This window comes from Streptomyces sp. NPDC050263, from assembly GCF_040655955.1.
Lineage (GTDB): Bacteria > Actinomycetota > Actinomycetes > Streptomycetales > Streptomycetaceae > Streptomyces.
In genome coordinates this window covers 53,158-74,259 of sequence record NZ_JBFAKW010000006.1, presented here as the reverse complement: position 1 = coordinate 74,259, position 21,102 = coordinate 53,158, and the positions used below count along the sequence as shown (strand labels likewise).

The window sequence follows — 21,102 nt, the reverse complement described above, 5'->3', positions numbered from 1 at the left end:
ATGACCGTGATCGACTCCTAGGCTGGCTCGTCTGCACAACCGTTCGAAGGAGCCCTTGCGGATGAGCCGTACCAGCCTGCGTGTCCAGTCCATCAGTCGCGCCGAGCACCTGGCGTTCATCGCGGCCCGTCCCTCCGCCAGCCATATGCAGATCCCCTCGTGGGGGGACGTCAAGCCGGACTGGCGGGCGGAGAGCCTGGGGTGGATCGACGAGGCCGGCGTGCTCGTGGGGGCCGGGCTGGCGCTGCTGCGGCCGCTGCCCAAGCTGAAGCTGAAGAAGTACCTGGCCTATCTCCCCGAGGGGCCGGTGATCGACTGGTACGCGCCCGATCTGGTCGAGCGCTGGCTGGACCCGATGCTCGCCCATCTGAGGGCGCTGGGCGCGTTCTCGGTGAAGCTGGGCCCGCCCGTCGCCGTACGACGCTGGAGCGCCGACGCCGTCAAGGCGGCCATCGCCGACCCCGGCGCCCACCGGCTGCGGGACGCGGAGCCGAGCTCGTACGATCCGCGCGCCTTCGAGGTCGCCGACCGGCTGCGCGGCTCCGGCTGGCAGCAGACCGAGCCGGACGGGGAGGAGGGTTTCGCGGCCGGCCAGCCGCGCTACGTCTTTCAGATCCCGTTCGCCGGACGGTCCCTGGAGGAGGTGCACGGCGGCCTCAACCAGCAGTGGCGGCGCAACATCAAGAAGGCGGAGAAGGCGGGCGTGAAGGTCGTCCGGGGCGGCTACGAGGACCTGCCGGCGTTCTACGGCCTCTACACCGAGACCGCCGAGCGCGACCGGTTCATCCCGCGCCCGCTGCCGTACTTCCAGCGCATGTGGAGCGCGCTGAACGCCGAACATCCGGACCGCATGCGGCTCTACCTCGCCCACCACGACGGCGAGATCCTCGCCGCCGCCACCATGCTGACCGTCGGCGAGCACGTCTGGTACTCCTACGGCGCCTCCACGAGCCGCAAACGCGAGGTTCAGCCCAACAACGCCATGCAGTGGCGCATGATGGCCGACGCGCACGAACTCGGCGCCGCCGTCTACGACCTGCGGGGCATCACGGACACCCTGGAGGAGTCCAACCACCTGCTCGGCCTGCTGCGCTTCAAGGTCGGAACGGGCGGAGAGGCCGTGGAGTACGTCGGCGAGTGGGACTTTCCGCTCAACCGGGTGCTGCAGAAGGCCCTGGACCTGTACATGGCTCGCCGATAGCTCTTTCCCGTCTGCGCCGCCCGACGCCCCGGCCCGGGATCTGAGAGCGTCGGGCATCTCACAGCCCGAGACAGCGGCAAAAACGGTTCACACGCCTGACGAGGTCCATTAACCTGGACTCGGTAGTACATCGTGATGAACGAACCGAGCCGAGCACCTGGACCGCCCGTGACACCCCCCGACACAGCAGCCGCGACTGCGACTGCGACTGCGACCGTCACCGCCGCTGTCGCCTCGCCGCAGCTCTCGGCGGCCCCGGGCCGGTTCGGCTCCCTCGGTCCGGTCGGTCTGGTGCTGGCCGGCGGGATCTCGGTGCAGTTCGGCGGCGCGCTGGCGGTGACGCTGATGCCGAGGGCCGGCGCGCTCGGCGTGGTGGCGCTGCGGCTGCTGGTGGCGGCGGTGGTGCTGCTGGTGATCTGCCGGCCGCGGCTGCGCGGACACTCGCGCACGGACTGGGGGACGGTCGTCGTCTTCGGCGTCACGATGGCCGCGATGAACGGCCTCTTCTACCAGGCCGTGGACCGCATCCCGCTGGGCGTGGCGGTGACGCTGGAGGTGCTGGGCCCGCTGGCGCTCTCGGTCTTCGTCTCGCGCCGCGCGCTGAACCTGGTCTGGGCCGGTCTGGCCCTCGCGGGCGTCTTCCTGCTCAGCGCCGGAGGGGGCGGCGAGGGGCGCGGGGGCGACGGAGGCGGGGGCTTCGGCGCCCTCGATCCGACGGGCGTGGCGTTCGCGCTGGGGGCGGGGGCCATGTGGGCCGCGTACATCGTCTTCAGCGCCCGCACCGGCCGCCGTTTCCCGCAGGCGGACGGTCTGGCCCTGGCGATGGCGGTGGGCGCGCTGGCGTTCCTCCCGCTGGGCCTCGCGGAGTCGGGCGCCAAGCTGGCCGACCCGGTGACGCTGGGCCTCGGCGCGGCGGTGGCCGTCCTGTCCTCGGTGCTTCCGTACACGCTCGAACTCCTCGCCCTGCGCCGCCTGCCCGCCTCCACCTTCGCGATCCTGATGAGCCTGGAACCGGCTGTCGCGGCGACCGCGGGCTTCCTCGTCCTCGACCAGTCCCTGACCACCACCCAGGCGGCGGCCGTCGCCCTGGTCATCGGGGCGAGCATGGGCGCGGTGCGCACGCAGGTGGGGCGCGGGAAGCGCGCGAAGGCGGCGGTTCCGGAAGTCTGACGGGGGCGGCCGGCGGCCGCCGAGGCCGCCGGGACCCCGTGTGCCGTCCTGCTCTGACGGGGATGAGCGGCTCGGCCGGGGAACGCCTGGGTCGATGAGCGGCTTGGCCAAATTAATGCAAGCATGCTTGATTGTTTCTGGGGTCGGTGCCAAGCTCGCCGCATGGCCGACCCGACCCCTGTGCTCGATGATCTCCGTGCCGAAAGCGACGAACTGGACCGGCTTGTCGCCGAGTTGGGGCCGGAGCAGTGGGCGCTCCCCACCCCGGCCGCCGGCTGGACCGTCGCGCACCAGATCGCGCATCTCACCTGGACCGACCACTCCTCCCTGCTGGCCGTGACCGACCAGGAAGCCTTCGCCCGTGAGGTCGAGAAGGCGCTGGCCGAGCCCGGCGACTTCGTGGACAACGGGGCCGAGCAGGGCGCCGCGAAGCCGCCCGTGCGGCTGCTCGGCGGCTGGCGGGCCGGACGCGAGGCCCTCCAGGGCGCCCTGCGGGCGGCGCCCGAGGGAGCGCGTTTCCCCTGGTACGGCCCACCCATGTCCACCGCCTCGATGGCCACCGCCCGCCTCATGGAGACCTGGGCCCACGGCCTGGACGTCGCGGACGCGCTGGGCGCCGCGCCCGCGCCCACCGACCGGCTGCGGCACATCGCCCGGCTCGGCGTCCGCACCCGCGACTACGCCTTCGGCGTGCACGGACAGCCCGTGCCGTTCGAGGAGTTCCGGGTCGAACTGACCAGCCCCTCAGGTGAGGTGTGGGGGTACGGGCCCGAGGACGCCGACGACCGCGTCACCGGCCCCGCCCTCGACTTCTGCCTCCTCGTCACCCGGCGCGCCCACCGCGCCGACCTCGCCCTGCACGCCGAAGGCCCCGACGCCGACCGCTGGCTGGACGTCGCCCAGGCCTTCGCGGGCCCGCCCGGCGCCGACCGCCCGCCGAAGGGAACCGCCCGGTGACCGCGCCGGCTGCCCCTCGCGCGGCGACGGCCGTGCGCATCGGCAACGCCTCCGGCTTCTACGGCGACCGCTTCGACGCGGTCCGCGAGATGCTCACCGGCGGCGAACTCGACGTCCTCACCGGCGACTACCTCGCCGAACTCACCATGCTGATCCTGGGACGGGACCGCCTCAAGGACCCGTCCGCCGGGTACGCCCGCACCTTCCTGCGCCAGTTGGAGGAGTCCCTCGGCCTCGCCCACGACCGCCGCGTCCGGATCGTCACCAACGCCGGCGGCCTCAATCCGGCCGGACTCGCCGACGCCGTACGGCAGTCGGCGGACCGGCTCGGCATCCCCGTACGCGTCGCGCACGTCGAAGGCGACGACCTCGGTCCCGGCCACCCCGACAGCCTCACCGCCCACGCCTACCTCGGCGGCTTCGGCATCGCGGCCTGTCTGCGGGAGGGCGCGGACATCGTCGTCACGGGACGCGTCACCGACGCGGCGCTGGTCATGGGGCCGGCCGCCGCGCACTTCGGCTGGGCGCCGGGGGAGTACGACCGGCTCGCGGGAGCGGTCGTCGCCGGACACGTCCTGGAGTGCGGGACACAGGCCACCGGCGGCAACTACGCGTTCTTCCGCGAGGGACCCGCGCTGCGGCCCGGCTTCCCCCTCGCCGAGATCCACGAGGACGGCAGCAGCGTCATCACCAAGCACCCCGGCACCGGCGGCTTCGTCGACGTCGGCACGGTGACCGCCCAGCTCCTGTACGAGACGACCGGCGCCCGGTACGCGGGCCCCGACGTCACCGCCCGGCTGGACACCGTACGGCTCACCCAGGACGGCCCGGACCGCGTCCGGGTCGACGGTGTGCGCGGCGAGGCCCCGCCGCCGACCCTCAAGGTGGGCCGCACCCGCGTCGGCGGGTTCCGCAACGAGGTCGTCTTCGTGCTCACCGGGCTCGACATCGAGGCCAAGGCGGCGCTCGTGCGCGAGCAGATGGCGGACGCGTTCGCCAAGTCCCGCCCGCAGGAGGTGCGCTGGGAGCTGGTCCGCACCGATCGCCCCGACGCCGACACCGAGGAGACGGCGAGCGCGCTGCTCCGCCTCGTCGTACGGGACCCGGAACAGGCCGTCGTGGGACGGGCGTTGAGCGGTGCCGCCGTCGAGCTGGCTCTTGGGAGCTACCCCGGCTTCCATGTGCTCGCGCCACCCGGGAAGGGTTCCCCCTACGGGGTGTTCGAGGCCGCGTACATCCCCCAGGACGACGTCGAGCACATCGCCGTCCTCGACGACGGGCGCCGCGAGCCCGTCCCCGCGCCCCCGGCCGCCGACACCCTCGTTCTCGAAGCGGCGGCGGAACCGGAGCTGCCGGATCCGCTGCCGCCGGGTCCCGTGCGGCGCGCGGCCCTCGGGCTCGTCGCCGGCGCCCGCAGCGGCGACAAGGGCGGGGACGCCAACGTGGGGGTGTGGGCCCGCACGGACGAGGCCTGGCGCTGGCTCGCCCACGAGCTGACGGCCGACAGGTTCCAGCAGCTCATACCTGAGAGCCAGGGGCTGACCGTGACCCGCCACGTCCTGCCGAACCTCCGCGCCCTGAACTTCGTCGTCGAGGGCGTCCTCGGCGCCGGCGTCGCCGCCCGGCACCGCTTCGACCCGCAGGCCAAGGCGCTCGGCGAATGGCTGCGCTCCCGCCGCCTGGACATCCCGGAGGCCCTCCTTTGACGGTCATCACGTCCACCCTGGACGCCCACGGCCCCGACCACCGCGCGCACCGCGAGGCCATGCTCGCCAAGCTCGCCGACCTCGACACCGAGCACGCGAAGGCGCTGGCCGGCGGCGGCGAGAAGTACGTCGCCCGGCACCGCGCACGCGGCAAGCTGCTCGCCCGCGAGCGCATCGAGCTGCTCCTCGACCCCGACACGCCGTTCCTGGAGCTGTCGCCGCTGGCGGCCTGGGGGAGCGAGTACGCGGTGGGCGCGTCCCTCGTCACCGGCATCGGGGTCGTCGAGGGCGTCGAGTGTCTGATCACCGCCAACGACCCGACCGTGCGCGGCGGCGCCAGCAACCCCTGGTCCCTGAAGAAGGCCCTGCGCGCCAACGACATCGCCCTCGCCAACCGGCTGCCCCTCATCAGCCTGGTGGAGTCGGGCGGCGCGGACCTGCCCTCCCAGAAGGAGATCTTCATCCCGGGCGGCGCGATCTTCCGCGACCTGACCCGGCTCTCCGCCGCCGGCATCCCGACCGTCGCCGTCGTCTTCGGCAACTCCACCGCCGGCGGCGCGTACATCCCCGGCATGTCCGACCACGTGATCATGGTCAAGGACCGGGCGAAGGTGTTCCTCGGCGGACCGCCGCTGGTGAAGATGGCCACGGGCGAGGAGAGCGACGACGAGTCGCTGGGCGGTGCGGAGATGCACGCGCGCGTGTCGGGCCTCGCCGACCACTTCGCCGTCGACGAGCGGGACGCGCTGCGGCAGGCCCGGCGGGTCGTGGCCCGCCTCAACCACCGCAAGGCGTACCGGGATCCCGGCCCGGCCGTAGCTCCCAAGTATGACGAGGAGGAGCTTCTGGGGATCGTCCCCGGGGATCTGCGCACTCCGTTCGACCCGCGCGAGGTCATCGCCCGGATCGTCGACGCCTCCGACTTCGACGAGTTCAAGCCGCTGTACGGCAGCAGCCTGGTGACCGGCTGGGCGGCCCTGCACGGATATCCGGTCGGCATCCTGGCGAACGCCCAGGGAGTCCTCTTCTCCGAGGAGTCCCAGAAGGCGGCCCAGTTCATCCAGCTCGCCAACCAGCGCGACATCCCCCTGCTCTTCCTGCACAACACCACCGGCTACATGGTCGGCCGGGAGTACGAGCAGGGCGGCATCATCAAGCACGGCGCGATGATGATCAACGCGGTCGGCAACAGCCGGGTGCCCCACCTGTCGGTGCTCATGGGCGCCTCGTACGGCGCCGGTCACTACGGCATGTGCGGACGCGCCTACGACCCCCGCTTCCTCTTCGCCTGGCCGAGCGCCAAGTCGGCCGTGATGGGCCCGCAGCAGCTCGCCGGCGTCCTGTCGATCGTCGCCCGCCAGTCGGCGACCGGGAAGGGACAGCCCTACGACGAGGACGCCGACGCCGCCCTGCGCGCCCTGGTGGAGGAGCAGATCGAGTCCGAGTCGCTGCCGATGTTCCTTTCGGGACGGCTCTACGACGACGGCGTCATCGACCCGCGCGACACCCGCACGGTCCTGGGACTGTGCCTGTCAGCCATCCACACGGCGCCGTACGAGGGTGCGCGCGGCGGCTTCGGCGTCTTCCGGATGTGAGGCACATGACTACTTCGGTTACTTCGGCTACTTCTGTTGCTTCTGTTGCTTCCGTTACGTCGGTTCTGGTGGCGAATCGCGGCGAGATCGCCTGCCGCATCTTCCGCACCTGCGGCGAGTCGGGAATCCGGACGGTCGCCGTGCACTCGGACGCGGACGAGAACGCGCTCCACGCGCGCGTGGCCGACACGGCGGTACGACTCCCGGGGGCTGCCCCCGCCGACACCTACCTGCGCGGCGACCTCATCGTGAAGGCGGCCGTCGCGGCGGGCGCGGACGCCGTGCACCCCGGCTACGGCTTCCTCTCCGAGAACGCCGAGTTCGCGCGCGCCGTCCTGGACGCGGGACTGGTCTGGATCGGCCCGCCGCCTGCGGCGATCGAGGCGATGGCGTCCAAGACGCGCGCGAAGGAGCTGATGGGCCTCGCGCCCCTGGCCTCGGACGCGGTGACGGAGGCCGACCTGCCGGTCCTGGTGAAGGCGGCGGCGGGCGGCGGCGGGCGCGGCATGCGCGTCGTACGCCGGCTGGAGGACCTGGCCGACGCCCTGGAGGCCGCCCGCGCGGAGGCGGCGAGCGCCTTCGGCGACGGCGAGGTGTTCGTCGAGCCGTACGTCGAGAACGGCCGCCATGTCGAGGTCCAGATCCTCGCCGACGCCCACGGCACGGTGTGGGCCCTGGGCACCCGCGACTGCTCCCTGCAGCGCCGCCACCAGAAGGTGATCGAGGAGGCCCCGGCGCCCGGCCTGACGCCGGAACTGGACGCCGAACTGCGCACGCTGGCCGTACGAGCCGCCCGTGCCGTGGACTACGTCGGCGCGGGCACGGTCGAGTTCCTGGTCGCCGACGGCCGCGCGCACTTCCTGGAGATGAACACCCGCCTCCAGGTCGAACACCCCGTCACGGAGGCGGTCTTCGGCCTGGACCTGGTGGCCGAGCAGATCCGCGTGGCGGAGGGCGGGGCGCTCGACGCCGAACCCCCACGCGCGCGTGGCCATGCGGTCGAGGCCCGCCTCTACGCGGAGGACCCGGCGAAGGACTGGACCCCCCAGACCGGCACCCTGCACCGCCTGACCGTCCCGAGCAGCGTCCGCCTGGACACGGGCTTCGAGGACGGCGACCCGATCGGCGTCCACTACGACCCCATGCTCGCCAAGGTCGTCGCCCACGCCCCCACGCGCGCGGAGGCGATCCGCAGGCTCGCGGGCGCGCTGGAACAGGCGACGATCCACGGCCCGACCACCAACCGAGACCTCCTCGTCCGCTCCCTGCGCCACGAGGAGTTCGCGTCGGCCCGCATGGACACGGGCTTCTACGACCGCCACCTGCCCGAGCTGACCGCACCGGCCGCCGATCCGCACGTCCCCCTGGCCGCGGCCCTCGCGGACGCGGCACGCACCGGCTCCCGCTGGGGAGGCTGGCGCAACCTGCCCTCCCGGCCGCAGACGAAGCGGTACGCGGTGGACGGCGAGGAGATCGAGGTCGGGTACGCGCACGGGCGGACCGGACCGACGGCCGAGGGAGTCCAGGTCGTGCGGGCCGACGCGCACCTGGTCGTCCTGGAAGTGGACGGCGTCCGGCGGCGGTTCGAGGTGGCCCGACACGGCGACGAGGTCTACGTCAACACCACCCGCCTCACCGCCCTGCCCCGCTTCCCCGCCCCGCAGACCCAGCACACCCCCGGCTCCCTGCTGGCCCCGATGCCCGGCACGGTCGTCAAGCTGGCGGACGGTCTCATCACCGGATCGAGTGTCCAGGCGGGAGAACCGCTGGTGTGGCTCGAAGCGATGAAGATGCAGCACGTCATTTCCGCCCCGGCGGCAGGGACGGTAACGGCGTTGCAGGTGACGGCAGGACAGCAAGTGGAGCTCGGCACCCTCTTGGCAGTCGTGGAGAGCGACCGCCCCTAGGGGCGCGACCAGCCACGACGAACCCGCACCCAAGGAGTCACATTGACCACCCTCATCGAATCCGAAGAGCACAAGGCCCTACGTGAAGCGGTCGCGTCCTTCGCCAAGAGCCACCCGGAAACACAGGGCCTCTGGCAAGCCGCGGCCAAGCTCGGCTACATCGGCGTCAACCTCCCGGAGGCCTACGGAGGAGGAGGCGGCGGCATCACCGAACTCTGCCTCGTCCTCGAAGAGCTCGGCGCCGCGGGCAACCCGCTCCTCATGATGATCGTCTCCCCGGCGATCTGCGGCACGGTGATCACCCGCTTCGGCACGGAGGCCCAGAAGCAGGAGTGGCTCCCCGCCCTCGCGGACGGCAGCCGCCTCATGGCCTTCGGCATCACCGAGCCCGACGCGGGCTCCAACAGCCACCGCATCACCACCACCGCCCGCCGCGACAGCGCCACCGGCGACTGGCTGCTGACCGGCCGCAAGGTCTTCGTCTCCGGCGTGGACATCGCGGACGCGACCCTCATCGTCGGCCGCACGGAAGACGCCCGCACGGGCAGCCTCAAGCCCAGCCTCTTCATCGTCCCGCGCGATGCGCCCGGCTTCACCCACCGCCGCATCAACATGGAACTGCACAGCGTGGAGAAGCAGTTCGAGCTGGTCCTGGACGACGTACGACTCCCGGCCGAGGCGCTCGTCGGCGACGAGGACGCGGGTCTGCTCCAGCTCTTCGCCGGCCTCAACCCCGAGCGGATCATGACGGCCGCGTTCGCGATCGGCATGGGCCGCTACGCGCTGTCCCGCGCGGTCGAGTACGCCCGTGACCGCAGCGTCTGGAAGACCCCGATCGGCGCCCACCAGGCCATCGCGCACCCCCTCGCGCAGGCGCACATCGAGCTCGAACTGGCCCGCCTGATGATGCAGAAGGCAGCCCACCTGTACGACGCGGGGGACGACACGGGCGCGGGCGAGGCCGCCAACATGGCGAAGTACGCGGCGGGGGAGGCCTGTGTGAAGGCCGTCGACCAGGCGGTGCACACCCTCGGGGGCAACGGCCTCACGACCGAGTTCAAGATCGCCAAGCTGATCACGGCGTCGCGCGTGGCTCGTATCGCCCCGGTGAGCCGGGAGATGATTCTGAACTACGTCTCCCACCAGACCCTGGGCCTGCCCAAGTCGTACTGACCCGCCTTGGAGGAACGATGTTCCGCAGCGAGTACGCAGACGTCCCGCCAGTCGAACTCCCCATCCACGAGGCCGTGCTGGGCCGTGCCGCGGAGTTCGGCGAGCTGCCCGCGCTCGTCGACGGCACGGACGGCACCACCCTCACGTACGCCCAGGTGGACCGGTTCCACCGGCGGGTCGCCGCCGCGCTCGCCGAAGCCGGGGTCCGCGAGGGCGACGTCCTGGCCCTGCACAGCCCCAACACCGTCGCGTTCCCGATCGCGTTCTACGCGGCCACGCGCGCGGGGGCCACCGTCACCACCGTGCATCCGCTGGCCACGCCCGAGGAGTTCGCCAAGCAGCTCGCCGACTCGGCCGCGCGCTGGATCGTCACCGTCTCCCCGCTGCTCCAGACGGCCCGGCGGGCCGCCGAACTCGCGGGCGGCATCGAGGAGATCTTCGTCTGCGACAGCGCGGCCGGGCACCGCTCGCTGATCGACATGCTCGCCTCGGCGGCCCCCGAGCCCCGGGTGGACATCGACCCGGTGACCGATGTGGCCGCCCTGCCGTACTCCTCCGGCACCACCGGCGTGCCCAAGGGCGTCATGCTCACGCACCGGCAGATCGCCACCAACCTCGACCAGCTCCGCTCGGTGATGCGGGCGGGCCCCGGCGACCGCATCCTCGCCGTGCTGCCGTTCTTCCACATCTACGGCCTGACCGCGCTGATGAACGCGCCGCTGCGGCAGGGCGCCACGGTCGTCGTGCTGCCCCGCTTCGACCTGGAGACGTTCCTCGCGGCCATCCAGAACCACCGCATCACCGGCTTGTACGTGGCCCCGCCGATCGTCCTCGCCCTCGCCAAGCACCCGGCGGTCGCCCTCTACGACCTGTCGTCCCTCCGGTACGTCATCAGCGCGGCCGCTCCATTGGACGCCGATCTCGCCGCGGCCTGCGCGAAGCGCCTGAAGCTGCCGCCCGTCGGCCAGGCCTACGGCATGACGGAACTGTCCCCGGGCACGCACGTCGTCCCGCTCGACGCCATGCGCGAGGCCCCCGCCGGCACCGTCGGCAAGCTCATCGCCGGCACCGAGATGCGGATCGTGTCCCTCGACGACCCCGACAAGGACCTCGAGGCCGGCGAGGCCGGCGAGATCCTCATCCGGGGCCCGCAGATCATGAAGGGCTACCTGGGCCGCCCCGACGCGACCGCCGACATGATCGACGGCGCCGGCTGGCTGCACACCGGCGACGTCGGGCGGGTCGACGAGGACGGCTGGCTGTTCGTCGTCGACCGCGTCAAGGAGCTCATCAAGTACAAGGGCTTCCAGGTGGCCCCGGCCGAACTGGAAGCCCTGCTGCTCACCCACCCCGGCATAGCGGACGCGGCCGTCATCGGCGTCTACAACGACGACGGCAACGAAGTCCCGCACGCGTACGTGGTCCGTCAGCCCGCCGCACCCGATCTCTCCGAAGGAGAGATCGCGATGTACGTCGCCGAACGCGTCGCCCCCTACAAGCGTGTCCGCGAGGTCACCTTCATCACCGCCGTACCACGCGCGGCCAGCGGAAAGATCCTGCGCCGCGAACTGAGGGAGCGCACATGACGACAGCCCTGGTCGGACGCACCCGCGCACGCGGCGTCGAGACGCTCGGCCTCGACTCGCCCGACACCCGCAACGCCCTGTCGGCGGCCCTCGTCGGCGCCCTGGCCGACGCCCTCACCGAGTGCGGCAAGGACCCCGAGGTCCGGGCCGTCGTCCTCACCCACACCGGCGCCACCTTCTGCGCGGGCGCCGATCTGCGCGACCCTCCCGCCCCGGAGGCGTTCGTCGGCCTGCTGCGGCAGATCGTGGAACTGCCCAAGCCGGTCGTCGCGCGGGTCGCCGGACACGTCCGGGCCGGCGGCCTGGGCCTGCTGGCCGCCTGCGACATCGCGGCCGCCTCCACCGCCTCGACCTTCGCGTTCACCGAGGTCCGCATCGGCGTGGCGCCGGCGGTGATCTCCCTGCCGCTGCTGCCGCGCGCCGACCCCCGGGCCCTCTCCCGGTACTACCTCACCGGCGAGCGCTTCGACGCCCCCGAGGCCGTCCGCACCGGCCTGCTCACCGCGGCGGGGGACGACGTCGACGCCGTCCTCGAACCCGTCCTCGACGGTCTGCGCAGATCCGCGCCCCAGGGCCTGGCCGAGACGAAACGGCTGCTCACGGCTAGGGTGCTGGAGGCCTTCGACCGAGACGCGGCCGACCTCAGCGCGCTCTCGGCCCGGCTGTTCGCCTCCCCGCAGGCCCGCGAGGGGATGACGGCCTTCCTCGAACGACGGGATCCCCCATGGGTGCTGTGAGCGCAGTCGACCGAGACCGCGCCCCCAAGCAGGACCGCAGCCGGGCCACCCGGCAGCGGCTCCTGGCGGCCGCCGTGGCCTGCCTCGCCGAACACGGCTGGGCGGGCTCCACGGTCTCCGTCGTCGCCGAACGCGCGGGCGTCTCCCGCGGCGCCGCCCAGCACCACTTCCCCACCCGCGAGGATCTGTTCACCGCGGCCGTCGAGTACGTCACCGAGGAACGCTCGGGCGCGTTGCGCGCGTTGTTCCCGCAGGGCGCGGCGGGCGACCGGCGCGCGGTCGTCACCGCTCTCGTCGACCTCTACACGGGCCCGCTGTTCCGCGCCGCCCTCCACCTCTGGGTCGCCGCCTCCAACGAGGAGCAGCTGCGCCCGCGCGTGACGGAGCTGGAGGCCCGCGTCGGCCGCGAGACCCACCGGATAGCCGTCGAACTCCTCGACGCCGACGAGTCCGTGCCCGGCGTCCGCGAAACGGTCCAGGGACTGCTGGACATGGCCCGCGGCCTGGGCCTCGCCAACCTCCTCACCGACGACGGCGGGCGCCGGGACCGGGTGGTGGCCCAGTGGGCGGGACTGCTGGAGGACAAGCTCGACGGACAGCCGGGCTGAGGGCGTTGTCAGTGCCGGGACCTACGGTTGCGGCATGGGAGACACGTTCCAGACGATCGTCGACCGCGACGCGACCGGCGAGGACGCGCCGCGGCTCGCGCGGCTCGTGGTGGACCGGCTCGTCGCCGAGGGCATCGTCCTCGCCGAGGCGGAACCGGGCTGGGCCCTGAGCGACCATCCGGCCCATCCGCCCGGCCCGCACTGGGAGAAGGCGGTGGCGGACGCCCGCTGGGGTGCGCCGGAGGGTGTCGCCGTGTACACCGAGCACCACATCTTCTACAGCAACTTCAACGACCGGGCGGGTGCGGTGACCTGCCCGCGCTGCGGGACGGCCGCAGCCGACTCGTCGCTCTTCTCCGCCGCGATCGACCGGTGGTACGAGAGCGGCGAGGCCGACGTCGACTGCCCCGCCTGCGCCGATACCGTCCCGCTGCCCGCCTGGAACTGGGTCGGCGACCATCTGGCCTTCGTCCACCTCGGCTTCGAGTTCTGGAACTGGCCCCGGCTCAGCGAGGAGTTCCGCGCCCGGACAGCGGGGTTCCTGCCGGGCCACCGCACGGCGTTCCTCCCGGGCAAGATCTGAACCGCGGCCGCCCGCCCGGGCTCCTCACGGACTGAGCCGCTCCACCCGCCAGCTGCCGTCCGGCTCCGCCGCGTACCGCAGCCGGTCGTGCAGCCGGTTCAGGCGGCCCTGCCAGAACTCCACCGACTGCGGGGCCACCCGGAAACCACCCCAGTGCGGCGGCACCGGCACCTGCTCGCCCTCCGGGTAGCGGGCCGCCAGCTCGGCGTAGGAGGCGTCGAGGTCGGCGCGGGTGGCGATCACCGAGGACTGGGCGCTGGCCCACGCGCCGAGCTGGGAGCCGTGCGGCCGGGTCCGGAAGTACGCGGCGGTCTCGTCCCGCCCGGTGCGCCGGGCCACGCCCCGCACGATGACCTGCCGGGCCATCGGATGCCACGGGAAGAGCAGCGAGACGTACGGGTTCTCGGCGAGGTCGCGGGCCTTGCGGGAGCCGTAGTTGGTGTAGAAGACGAAGCCCTGCTCGTCGAACTGCTTCAGGAGCACCGTGCGGGAGCTGGGCCGGCCCTCGGCGTCCGCGGTGGAGACGACCATGGCGTTCGGCTCGAAGAGATGGGCCTCGACGGCCGCGTCCTTGAACCAGCGGGCGAACTGCTGCACGGGCGTGGCGGCGAGCTCGGCCTCGCCGAGACCCTCGGCCCGGTATTGCTTGCGCATGGCGGCGGGGTCGGGGACGGGGCCGGGGGAGACGGCGTCTGCGTCGGTCACGCAGTCATCTTGCCGCATGGCCCGCCGACGCAGACGACCCCACGAAAGGTGGCACTGAGTGCCGCGGGCACTCCCCAAAGGTGGCACTCGGGGATATGGTGCAGATGCCGTACCGGTTCATCCCGGCAGGGTGACCGTCAGCCGCACGGGGCATCACTGGGATGACCGCCCAGGACCGCGAGCCTTCCCCCGAGGCCGTGGAACCGCCGGAGTCATCTGTCGCACACATCACGAGGAGCCGCCTGATGTCCGACTTCGTACCCGGACTCGAAGGAGTCGTCGCGTTCGAGACGGAGATCGCCGAACCGGACAAGGAAGGCGGCGCCCTGCGATACCGGGGCGTCGACATCGAGGACCTGGTCGGCCATGTCTCCTTCGGCAACGTCTGGGGCCTGCTCGTCGACGGCGCCTTCAACCCCGGCCTGCCGCCCGCCGAGCCGTTCCCGATCCCCGTCCACTCCGGCGACATCCGCGTCGACGTCCAGTCCGCGCTCGCCATGCTCGCGCCCGTCTGGGGCCTCAAGCCCCTCCTCGACATCGACGCCGAGCAGGCCCGCGAGGACCTCGCCCGCGCCGCCGTGATGGCGCTCTCCTACGTCGCCCAGTCCGCGCGCGGCCAGGGCACGCCGATGGTCCCGCAGCGGGAGATCGACAAGGCCCGGTCCGTCGTCGAACGGTTCATGATCCGCTGGCGCGGTGAGCCCGACCCCAAGCACGTGGCCGCCGTCGACGCCTACTGGACGAGCGCGGCCGAACACGGCATGAACGCCTCCACCTTCACGGCCCGCGTCATCGCCTCCACCGGCGCGGACGTCGCCGCCGCCCTCTCCGGCGCCGTAGGGGCCATGTCCGGCCCGCTGCACGGCGGCGCGCCCTCCCGCGTCCTCGGCATGATCGAGGAGATCGAACGGACCGGGGACGCGGACGCCTACGTCCGGCAGGCCCTCGACAAGGGCGAGCGCCTCATGGGCTTCGGCCACCGCGTCTACCGCGCCGAGGACCCACGCGCGCGCGTGCTGCGCCGTACGGCCCGCGAACTGGGCGCGCCGCGTTTCGAGGTGGCCGAGGCCCTGGAGAAGGCGGCCCTCGCCGAGCTCCACGCCCGCCGCCCGGACCGGGTCCTGGCGACGAACGTCGAGTTCTGGGCGGCGATCGTCCTGGACTTCGCCGAGGTGCCGGCGCACATGTTCACCTCGATGTTCACCTGCGCCCGCACAGCGGGCTGGTCGGCGCACATCCTGGAGCAGAAGCGCACCGGCCGCCTGGTCCGCCCGTCCGCCCGCTACATCGGCCCCGGCACCCGCGACCCGCGCGAGATCGAGGGCTACGAAGACATCAGGGACTGAGCGGAGCCGCCCCCTGGCAGTAGGCGGGACGGCATCACGCGGGGCTGAGCAGCTCCGCGTGATGCCGCTCGGCCACCAGCGGGTGGGCGCGCAGCTTGCCCTTCAGCTCGTTGAAGCCGTACTCGGCGAAGAGCGGGTTGGCCGGGTCGTCGGTCACGCCGGGTGCGGCGGAGGCGTGCGGGAAGGGCAGCGGCTCCACCCGGGCGTCCAGCCGGGGGTTGTAGAAGAACGGCACGGAGAACCGCTCGACGGCGCTCGGCGGCGACACGACCCGGTGGTTGGTCGCGACGAGATACCCGTCGGTCGCCACCTCCAGCAGCTCCCCCAGGTTGACCACGAAAGCCCCGTCCAGCGGCGGGACGTCATGGAACAGCCCGTCCGCGCGCTGCACCTGGAGCCCGCCGACCCGGTCCTGGAGCAGCAGCGTCAGGAACCCGTAGTCCTTGTGCGCCCCCACGCCCTGACCGGCCCCGTCGCCCGCGCTGCCCGGATACCGCACGAGCTTCAGATGCGGATGCGCCCGCTCCCCGAAGGCCGTGTCGTAGAAGTCGACGGGCGCCCCGATCGCGGTGAGCAGCTCGTGCAGCAGCCGCTCGGCGACGGCGCTCAGCCGCTCGATCCACGCGAGCGCGGCGCTCCGCAGCGCGGGAAGCCCGGCGGGCCACTGGTTGGGCCCTTCCAGCCACCAGTACGCGGGTTCGCCCGGCCCCGGTATCCGCGCGGGCCGCTCCGCCCCGATGTCCAGCTGGTCCCGCCAGTCCTGCCGGCCGCCGGTCCGCTCGTCCCCGGTCCGCGTGTAGCCGCGGAAGTGGGGCGAGTTCATGTTGTCGATGGCGAGCCGCTCGGCCTCCGGCAGTGCGAAGAAAGCCCGCATGGCGGCCAGCAGAGCGCCGGTCTCCCGCTCGCCGACCCCATGCCCGACCAGCTGGAAGAACCCCACGTCGTGCGCGGCGCTGTGCAGCTGCGCGTGCAGCAGAGCCCGCGCCTGGGGCCCGCGGTCGGCGGCGGAGAGATCGATGATCGGCAGTTGCTGGTACGACGGGTTCGCCGACGGGTTCGCCGACAGGTTCGTCAAGTTCGTCATGGTGTGTCCGCGGGGTGTACGGGGCCCGGCTGCCGCCGTGGGATGGGACGGCGCACGGGTGCCAAGTGGGCAGAGGAGGAGACCGCAGGCGGTGGTGACCGCGAAGGAGGGCCGGACGGGGCTCAGACAGAGCCGGAGCGTCGACAGCCCATGCTCGTGACGCGGACGTAGTCCACGTGGCGGCGTCGAACGAGCGAAAGCATGGGCCCAGCGTACTGCTTGCGAAAAGCAGACGACCCGCGAGTCTGGTCCTCCCTGAGGGAGGGGCCGGCCGGACGTACCGGCGACTCGCGGGTCGGGTGACTGCGTTGGTTTGGCCGGCTGCGCGCGTCTCGCGCGCGCTGGTCCGGCACCGCACTAGATGTGGTGACGGGCCACTAGCCCGCAGCCACCTCTTCCGTCCGGTATGAATCCATCTGCCGAACCACCTCCTCTCCGAAGTGGTAGCCACACTAAGAAGCGCTCGCCGTCGGCTCAAGTGTTTTTTTGAGAACTTGACGCACGCGACGTCCCAGCGACGTCCCGGCGCCTTTGGCCGGGGAGCGCGGAATCGCGTTGACGCGCGCGTGGGGGCGCGATTCGCTGACCCGGTGACTGATCTTCGTATCGAGGCTGTCGCCCGGGAGAGGGCGTTCGAGGAGTGGCGGCACGTCCACGACGTGATCGCGCCGCCGGCCGCGATGTCCCTGGACGACGTGCGTGAGCGTGCCGGGCGGTACCGGCTGGAGAACGCCTACGTCGGTGACGTCCTGGTCGGCTGTTCCACGGTGCGGCCGCCGCAGGGCGAGGACGCGGTGGCGACCGTCATCGCGCGCGTGCTGCCCGAGTTCCGGCGGCGAGGGTACGGATCCGCGCTCTACGACAACGGGCTCGCCCACGCGCGCGTGCTCGGCGCGCGGACGGTCGAGACGTGCGTACTGGGCGTCAACGAGGACGGCCTGCGGTTTGCGCGGGCGCGTGGGTTCGTCGAGGTCGAGCGGTATGTGCTCGACGGCGAGACGGCGGAATGGGTGGACCTGCGGCTCCTGCCCCGCTGTGAGTAGGCGGCGGTACAACGATTCCTCTGCAATCTTGCGGGAACCATATGTGGGCTGCGTCACGTTCGAGTTGAATGAGGGCAAGTGAGCGAACCTGCAGGGGGTCCAGGTGAGTGCTTCCCGGCGTAGTGGGACCACCGACGAGCTGGGGCCGGACGAGCCCGAGCAGCCCGAGCGGTCGGACGACGACGGCCCGCAGACCGTGGGTCCGGTCGGCCCGGACGGCGCCGACCTGCTCGCCGCGCTGCTCGACGGCATGGACGCGGCCCTGTGCGCCTTCGACGGCGACGGGGTCGTCACCCACTGGAACCGCGAGGCCGAGCGCATCCTCGGCTGGAGCGCCGCCGAAGCCGTCGGCCGGCACGGCTTCGCCGGCTGGGCGGTGCGCGAGGCCGACGCCGAGGACATCGAGGGGCGGCTGATGGCCGCCATGCACGCGCAGGGCCGCCAGGTGCACGAGTTCGCGCTGGTGACGAAGGACGGCGGCCGGGTCCTCGTCCGCACCCAGTCCGCCGCCGTGCGCGGCCCCGACGGCAAGCCCGCCGGGCTGTACTGCGCCTTCAGCGAGGTGCACGCCCAGATCGACCTGGAGCGTTCCATCGCCCTCAGCGAGGCCCTCTTCGACGACGCCTCCTGGGGCGTCGTGCTGGTCGACGCCGACCTGCGCCCCGCCGTCGTCAACGCGCACGCCGCCCGCGCGCTCGGCACCGGCCGCACGGCCGTCCTGGGCCGCCCGCTGGGCGAACTGCTCACCCAAGGCGCCGAGGAGCTGGAGAACGCGCTGACGCACGTCCTGGCCGAGGGCGCCCCGCCCGCCCCCGCCGAGCTCTGGGTCGGGGTGCGCACCCCGGAGGGCGAGAAAAGGCGCTGCTGGCGCAGCGGCTTCCTGCGGCTCGCCTCGCCGCTCGCCGAGGAGCCGGTGCCGCTCGGGGTCGGCTGGCTCTTCCAGGACGTCACCGAGGCCAAACAGGGCGAGCAGGAGGCCTCGCTGCTGCGCTTCCGCGCCAACCAGTTGCACCGGGCCGCCCGTGCGGCCGCCGAGTGCGAGGACCCCGCCGAGGCGGCCACCGTCCACCTCGACTTCGCGCTCGCCGGGTTCGCCGACCACGCCCTGGTCGACCGGGTGATGGGCCGTGCGTCGGCGGACGCGGCCGGTCCGCTGCGGCTGATGCGGGTCGCGGCCACCCCGTCGGGCGGGCCGGGCCCCAGCGCGCTCACCGGACACGCGGGGCTGCCCGTCCGCTACGGCGAGACGCACCCGGCGTTGCAGTGCGTGGCGCGCAACGGCTCCGTGCGGGCCGGTGTCGGCTCCGTGGCGGCGGACGAGGCCCGGGAGTGGGCCCGGGCGCGCCAGTGGCCCGACGACACGGTGCACGCCCTGTGCGCGGTGCTGCGCAGCCGCGGCCGCACCCTGGGCGTCGTCACGTTCCTCCGCGGCGGCGGCCGTACGTCCTTCGAGCGCACAGACGCGTCGTACGCGGAGGACGTCGCCCTGCGGATAGCGACCGCCCTGGACCTGGCGGACCTGACCGAGGCTGCCGCCGAGGACTGAACACACGCGCGTGGCGCGTGTCAGCTGCTCGTCTCAGCGGCGGTAGAAGATCCGGTCCCCGTACTCGTCCATGATCCGCCCGTTCCAGTCGTGGCCGCCGTCCACGTTGCCGGAGCGCAGCAGCGGGGGCTCGATGCCGCGCTCGGCGAGGGCGCCGGCCGCGGTGGCCATGACGGCCTGGAGCAGGGCCGAGGTGACGACCGTGGAGGCGGGGGCGAACGGCGCGGGGACGGTGTCCAGGGTCAGCTCGGCGTCGCCGACCGCGATCTTCGAGTCCAGGACGACGTCGCAGTGGTCCCGCAGGAACGTCCCCGAGACATGGCGGGACGTCGTCTCCGAGGCGTAGGCAACCGACGTCACGCCGATGACCTTCACGCCCAGGGCGCGGGCGTTCAGGGCCATCTCCACGGGCAGGGCGTTGCGGCCGGAGAGCGAGATGATCACCAGGGCGTCGCCCGCGCGGACGGGCGAGGTGTCCAGGACGGCGCCCGCGAGGCCGCCGACGCGCTCCAGGGCCGAGCCGAGGGTGGCGGGTATGACGTCGACGCCGACGACGCCCGGCACCGCGAGCAGGTTCATCAGGGCGAGGCCGCCCGCGCGGTAGACGACGTCCTGGGCGGCGAGCGAGGAGTGCCCGGCGCCGAAGGCGAAGAGCCGGCCGCCCGCCGCCACGGTGTCCGCGAGGAGCGCGCCGGCGGCCTCGACGGCCTCGGCCTCCTCGTCGCGCGCCCGCTGCAGCAGGGCGATCGCGGCGTCGAAGAACTGGGCGGCGAGCTTGCTGTCGCTCATCCGAGGGGCCCCTTTGCCGTTTGCGGTGTCCGTGTCGCGGATCACCGTGCGGTCTGGACCAGTGCGCTGTCAATACGGCCGGTAACACCGGTGACGCCGGGGGCGGCGGGGGAGCGGAGGCGTCGCGCGGGCGTCGTGGAGGCCCGTTCCGTGGGCGCGCCCCCTGATCACCCCCGATGTAACCGCCTCGTTTCAACGGCGCGGCACGCTTGTCAGTGGTATCCGGCAGAATTGACTCCAGGGCCAGCGCACGCGCCGGAGAGCGGTCCAGCCTTCGGCAGAGCTAATCGAGGGGCACGAATGTCCGGACTGATCGACACCACGGAGATGTATCTCCGCACCATCCTCGAGCTGGAGGAGGAAGGGGTGGTCCCCATGCGTGCCCGGATCGCCGAGCGCCTCGACCAGAGCGGACCGACGGTCAGCCAGACGGTGGCGCGCATGGAGCGCGACGGCCTGGTCTCGGTGGCCAGCGACCGGCACCTCGAGCTCACCGACGAGGGCCGTCGGCTCGCCACGCGCGTGATGCGCAAGCACCGCCTCGCCGAGTGTCTCCTGGTCGACGTGATCGGCCTGGAGTGGGAGCAGGTGCACGCGGAGGCCTGTCGCTGGGAGCACGTGATGAGCGAGGCCGTCGAGCGGCGCGTGCTGGAGCTGCTGCGGCACCCGACCGAGTCGCCGTACGGCAACCCGATCCCGGGCCTGGAGGAGCTGGGCGAGAAGGACGGCGCCGACCCGTTCCTGGACGAGGGGATGGTCTCGTTGGCCGACCTCGACCCGGGGCTGGAGGGCAAGACGGTCGTCGTACGCCGCATCGGCGAGCCGATCCAGACGGACGCGCAGCTGATGTACACGCTGCGCCGCGCGGGCGTGCAGCCCGGTTCGGTCGTGAGCGTGACGGAGTCGGCGGGCGGTGTGCTGGTCGGCAGCGGAGGCGAGGCCGCCGAGCTGGAGTCGGACGTCGCGTCCCACGTCTTCGTCGCGAAGCGCTGAGCACAGGCCTGAGAACGGGCCCGAGCACAGGCCCGAGAACGGGCTGGACGAAGGGCTCGCGTACGGCCTGCTGTTGAAACGCTGAGCATTGTTCAACTCCCGGGGCCCATGGGGCAGTTGTGGCGTCCTGTCGATGTCGTCGAATCGGAGGTTCCCTGTGTCGAATCGCAGCGCTCCGCCGCTTCACGTGCCAGGCTGTCGCGTGAGGCATATGACCTGAGGGGGCGGGATGATGTGCCGCAGAGCAGTGGAAGGCCCCGGTGCCGTAAGGCACCGGGGCCTGTCCTCCCCTGTCATGACCTGGAGCCCCGAGCTCTCAAGGTCATTCCCCTCGGACCGGTTTCCCCGAGCGGTCCGCCTCCCGTTGAAGGTC

18 protein-coding genes are annotated in these 21,102 nt (G+C 72.6%); 15 read left to right on the top strand and 3 right to left on the bottom strand.

Annotation, left to right across the window (positions count from 1 at the left end):
- Positions 1-61 precede the first annotated feature (61 nt).
- The 11 genes from AB0J04_RS04245 to AB0J04_RS04195 all read left to right on the top strand — a co-directional run bounded on the left by AB0J04_RS04245 (position 62) and on the right by AB0J04_RS04195 (position 13,223).
- Positions 62-1,201 (top strand): peptidoglycan bridge formation glycyltransferase FemA/FemB family protein, encoded by a 1,140-nt coding sequence (locus tag AB0J04_RS04245; protein ID WP_363166838.1) that lies wholly within the window; start codon positions 62-64, stop codon positions 1,199-1,201.
- Between the two features lie 168 nt (positions 1,202-1,369).
- Entirely contained in the window at positions 1,370-2,371 is a 1,002-nt protein-coding gene (locus AB0J04_RS04240; protein ID WP_363166837.1) for an EamA family transporter, read from the top strand.
- Between the two features lie 162 nt (positions 2,372-2,533).
- On the top strand, positions 2,534-3,328 hold the full coding sequence (locus AB0J04_RS04235) for a TIGR03084 family metal-binding protein (RefSeq protein WP_363166836.1): 795 nt from the start codon (positions 2,534-2,536) through the stop codon (positions 3,326-3,328).
- Positions 3,325-5,034 (top strand): acyclic terpene utilization AtuA family protein, encoded by a 1,710-nt coding sequence (locus AB0J04_RS04230; RefSeq protein ID WP_363166835.1) that lies wholly within the window; start codon positions 3,325-3,327, stop codon positions 5,032-5,034. The genes AB0J04_RS04235 and AB0J04_RS04230 overlap by 4 nt, the downstream gene beginning before the upstream one ends.
- Positions 5,031-6,629 (top strand): carboxyl transferase domain-containing protein, encoded by a 1,599-nt coding sequence (locus AB0J04_RS04225; protein WP_363166834.1) that lies wholly within the window; start codon positions 5,031-5,033, stop codon positions 6,627-6,629. Before AB0J04_RS04230 ends, AB0J04_RS04225 begins: the two co-directional genes overlap by 4 nt.
- 5 nt (positions 6,630-6,634) lie before the next feature.
- Entirely contained in the window at positions 6,635-8,536 is a 1,902-nt protein-coding gene (locus tag AB0J04_RS04220; protein ID WP_363166833.1) for a biotin carboxylase N-terminal domain-containing protein, read from the top strand.
- A gap of 42 nt (positions 8,537-8,578) precedes the next feature.
- Positions 8,579-9,709 (top strand): acyl-CoA dehydrogenase family protein, encoded by a 1,131-nt coding sequence (locus AB0J04_RS04215; protein WP_363166832.1) that lies wholly within the window; start codon positions 8,579-8,581, stop codon positions 9,707-9,709.
- Between the two features lie 17 nt (positions 9,710-9,726).
- Positions 9,727-11,295: a 4-coumarate--CoA ligase family protein gene (locus AB0J04_RS04210; protein WP_363166831.1), complete on the top strand. Its 1,569-nt coding sequence runs from the start codon at positions 9,727-9,729 to the stop codon at positions 11,293-11,295.
- Positions 11,292-12,032 carry an enoyl-CoA hydratase family protein gene (locus tag AB0J04_RS04205; protein ID WP_363166830.1) on the top strand — a complete coding sequence of 247 codons (741 nt, stop codon included), beginning with the start codon at positions 11,292-11,294 and terminating at the stop codon, positions 12,030-12,032. Before AB0J04_RS04210 ends, AB0J04_RS04205 begins: the two co-directional genes overlap by 4 nt.
- The gene (locus AB0J04_RS04200) at positions 12,020-12,640 is read left to right on the top strand and encodes a TetR/AcrR family transcriptional regulator (RefSeq protein ID WP_363166829.1); all 621 of its coding nucleotides are present in this window, start codon (positions 12,020-12,022) and stop codon (positions 12,638-12,640) included. Before AB0J04_RS04205 ends, AB0J04_RS04200 begins: the two co-directional genes overlap by 13 nt.
- Positions 12,641-12,674: 34 nt before the next feature.
- Positions 12,675-13,223: a hypothetical protein gene (locus AB0J04_RS04195; RefSeq protein ID WP_363166828.1), complete on the top strand. Its 549-nt coding sequence runs from the start codon at positions 12,675-12,677 to the stop codon at positions 13,221-13,223.
- A 24-nt stretch (positions 13,224-13,247) separates the two neighbouring features.
- Here AB0J04_RS04195 and pdxH read toward each other — a convergent pair whose 3' ends face one another.
- On the bottom strand, positions 13,248-13,946 hold the full coding sequence (pdxH, locus tag AB0J04_RS04190) for a pyridoxamine 5'-phosphate oxidase (RefSeq protein WP_363166827.1): 699 nt from the start codon (positions 13,944-13,946) through the stop codon (positions 13,248-13,250).
- A gap of 227 nt (positions 13,947-14,173) precedes the next feature.
- Between pdxH and AB0J04_RS04185 the strand changes: the two genes are divergently transcribed.
- Complete coding sequence (locus tag AB0J04_RS04185) at positions 14,174-15,274, top strand: citrate synthase 2 (RefSeq protein WP_363166826.1); 1,101 nt, start codon at positions 14,174-14,176, stop codon at positions 15,272-15,274.
- 34 nt (positions 15,275-15,308) lie between these two features.
- On the opposite strand, the gene AB0J04_RS04180 is transcribed toward AB0J04_RS04185, so the two are convergent.
- Positions 15,309-16,358 carry a 2-oxoglutarate and iron-dependent oxygenase domain-containing protein gene (locus AB0J04_RS04180; protein ID WP_363166825.1) on the bottom strand — a complete coding sequence of 350 codons (1,050 nt, stop codon included), beginning with the start codon at positions 16,356-16,358 and terminating at the stop codon, positions 15,309-15,311.
- Between the two features lie 590 nt (positions 16,359-16,948).
- On the opposite strand from AB0J04_RS04180, the gene AB0J04_RS04175 reads away from it, so the two are divergent.
- Both AB0J04_RS04175 and AB0J04_RS04170 read left to right on the top strand, forming a co-directional pair.
- Entirely contained in the window at positions 16,949-17,401 is a 453-nt protein-coding gene (locus AB0J04_RS04175; RefSeq protein WP_363166824.1) for a GNAT family N-acetyltransferase, read from the top strand.
- 103 nt (positions 17,402-17,504) lie between these two features.
- Positions 17,505-18,947 (top strand): PAS domain-containing protein, encoded by a 1,443-nt coding sequence (locus AB0J04_RS04170; RefSeq protein WP_363166823.1) that lies wholly within the window; start codon positions 17,505-17,507, stop codon positions 18,945-18,947.
- A 33-nt stretch (positions 18,948-18,980) separates the two neighbouring features.
- On the opposite strand, the gene AB0J04_RS04165 is transcribed toward AB0J04_RS04170, so the two are convergent.
- Entirely contained in the window at positions 18,981-19,736 is a 756-nt protein-coding gene (locus AB0J04_RS04165) for an SIS domain-containing protein (protein ID WP_363166822.1), read from the bottom strand.
- A 300-nt stretch (positions 19,737-20,036) separates the two neighbouring features.
- Here AB0J04_RS04165 and AB0J04_RS04160 point away from each other — a divergent pair, with 300 nt between their 5' ends.
- Positions 20,037-20,729 carry a metal-dependent transcriptional regulator gene (locus AB0J04_RS04160; protein WP_020130217.1) on the top strand — a complete coding sequence of 231 codons (693 nt, stop codon included), beginning with the start codon at positions 20,037-20,039 and terminating at the stop codon, positions 20,727-20,729.
- Positions 20,730-21,102: the final 373 nt, after the last annotated feature.

Excerpts from the sequence above, each read along its gene's own strand:
- AB0J04_RS04180 (WP_363166825.1), bottom strand. The coding sequence starts at position 16,358 with ATGACGAACTTGACGAACCTGTCGGCGAACCCGTCGGCGAACCCGTCG.
- AB0J04_RS04245 (WP_363166838.1), top strand. The coding sequence starts at position 62 with ATGAGCCGTACCAGCCTGCGTGTCCAGTCCATCAGTCGCGCCGAGCAC.
- AB0J04_RS04185 (WP_363166826.1), top strand. The coding sequence starts at position 14,174 with ATGTCCGACTTCGTACCCGGACTCGAAGGAGTCGTCGCGTTCGAGACG.
- AB0J04_RS04235 (WP_363166836.1), top strand. The coding sequence starts at position 2,534 with ATGGCCGACCCGACCCCTGTGCTCGATGATCTCCGTGCCGAAAGCGAC.
- pdxH (WP_363166827.1), bottom strand. The coding sequence starts at position 13,946 with ATGCGGCAAGATGACTGCGTGACCGACGCAGACGCCGTCTCCCCCGGC.
- AB0J04_RS04205 (WP_363166830.1), top strand. The coding sequence starts at position 11,292 with ATGACGACAGCCCTGGTCGGACGCACCCGCGCACGCGGCGTCGAGACG.
- AB0J04_RS04200 (WP_363166829.1), top strand. The coding sequence starts at position 12,020 with ATGGGTGCTGTGAGCGCAGTCGACCGAGACCGCGCCCCCAAGCAGGAC.
- AB0J04_RS04195 (WP_363166828.1), top strand. The coding sequence starts at position 12,675 with ATGGGAGACACGTTCCAGACGATCGTCGACCGCGACGCGACCGGCGAG.
- AB0J04_RS04210 (WP_363166831.1), top strand. The coding sequence starts at position 9,727 with ATGTTCCGCAGCGAGTACGCAGACGTCCCGCCAGTCGAACTCCCCATC.
- AB0J04_RS04220 (WP_363166833.1), top strand. The coding sequence starts at position 6,635 with ATGACTACTTCGGTTACTTCGGCTACTTCTGTTGCTTCTGTTGCTTCC.
- AB0J04_RS04165 (WP_363166822.1), bottom strand. The coding sequence starts at position 19,736 with ATGAGCGACAGCAAGCTCGCCGCCCAGTTCTTCGACGCCGCGATCGCC.
- AB0J04_RS04160 (WP_020130217.1), top strand. The coding sequence starts at position 20,037 with ATGTCCGGACTGATCGACACCACGGAGATGTATCTCCGCACCATCCTC.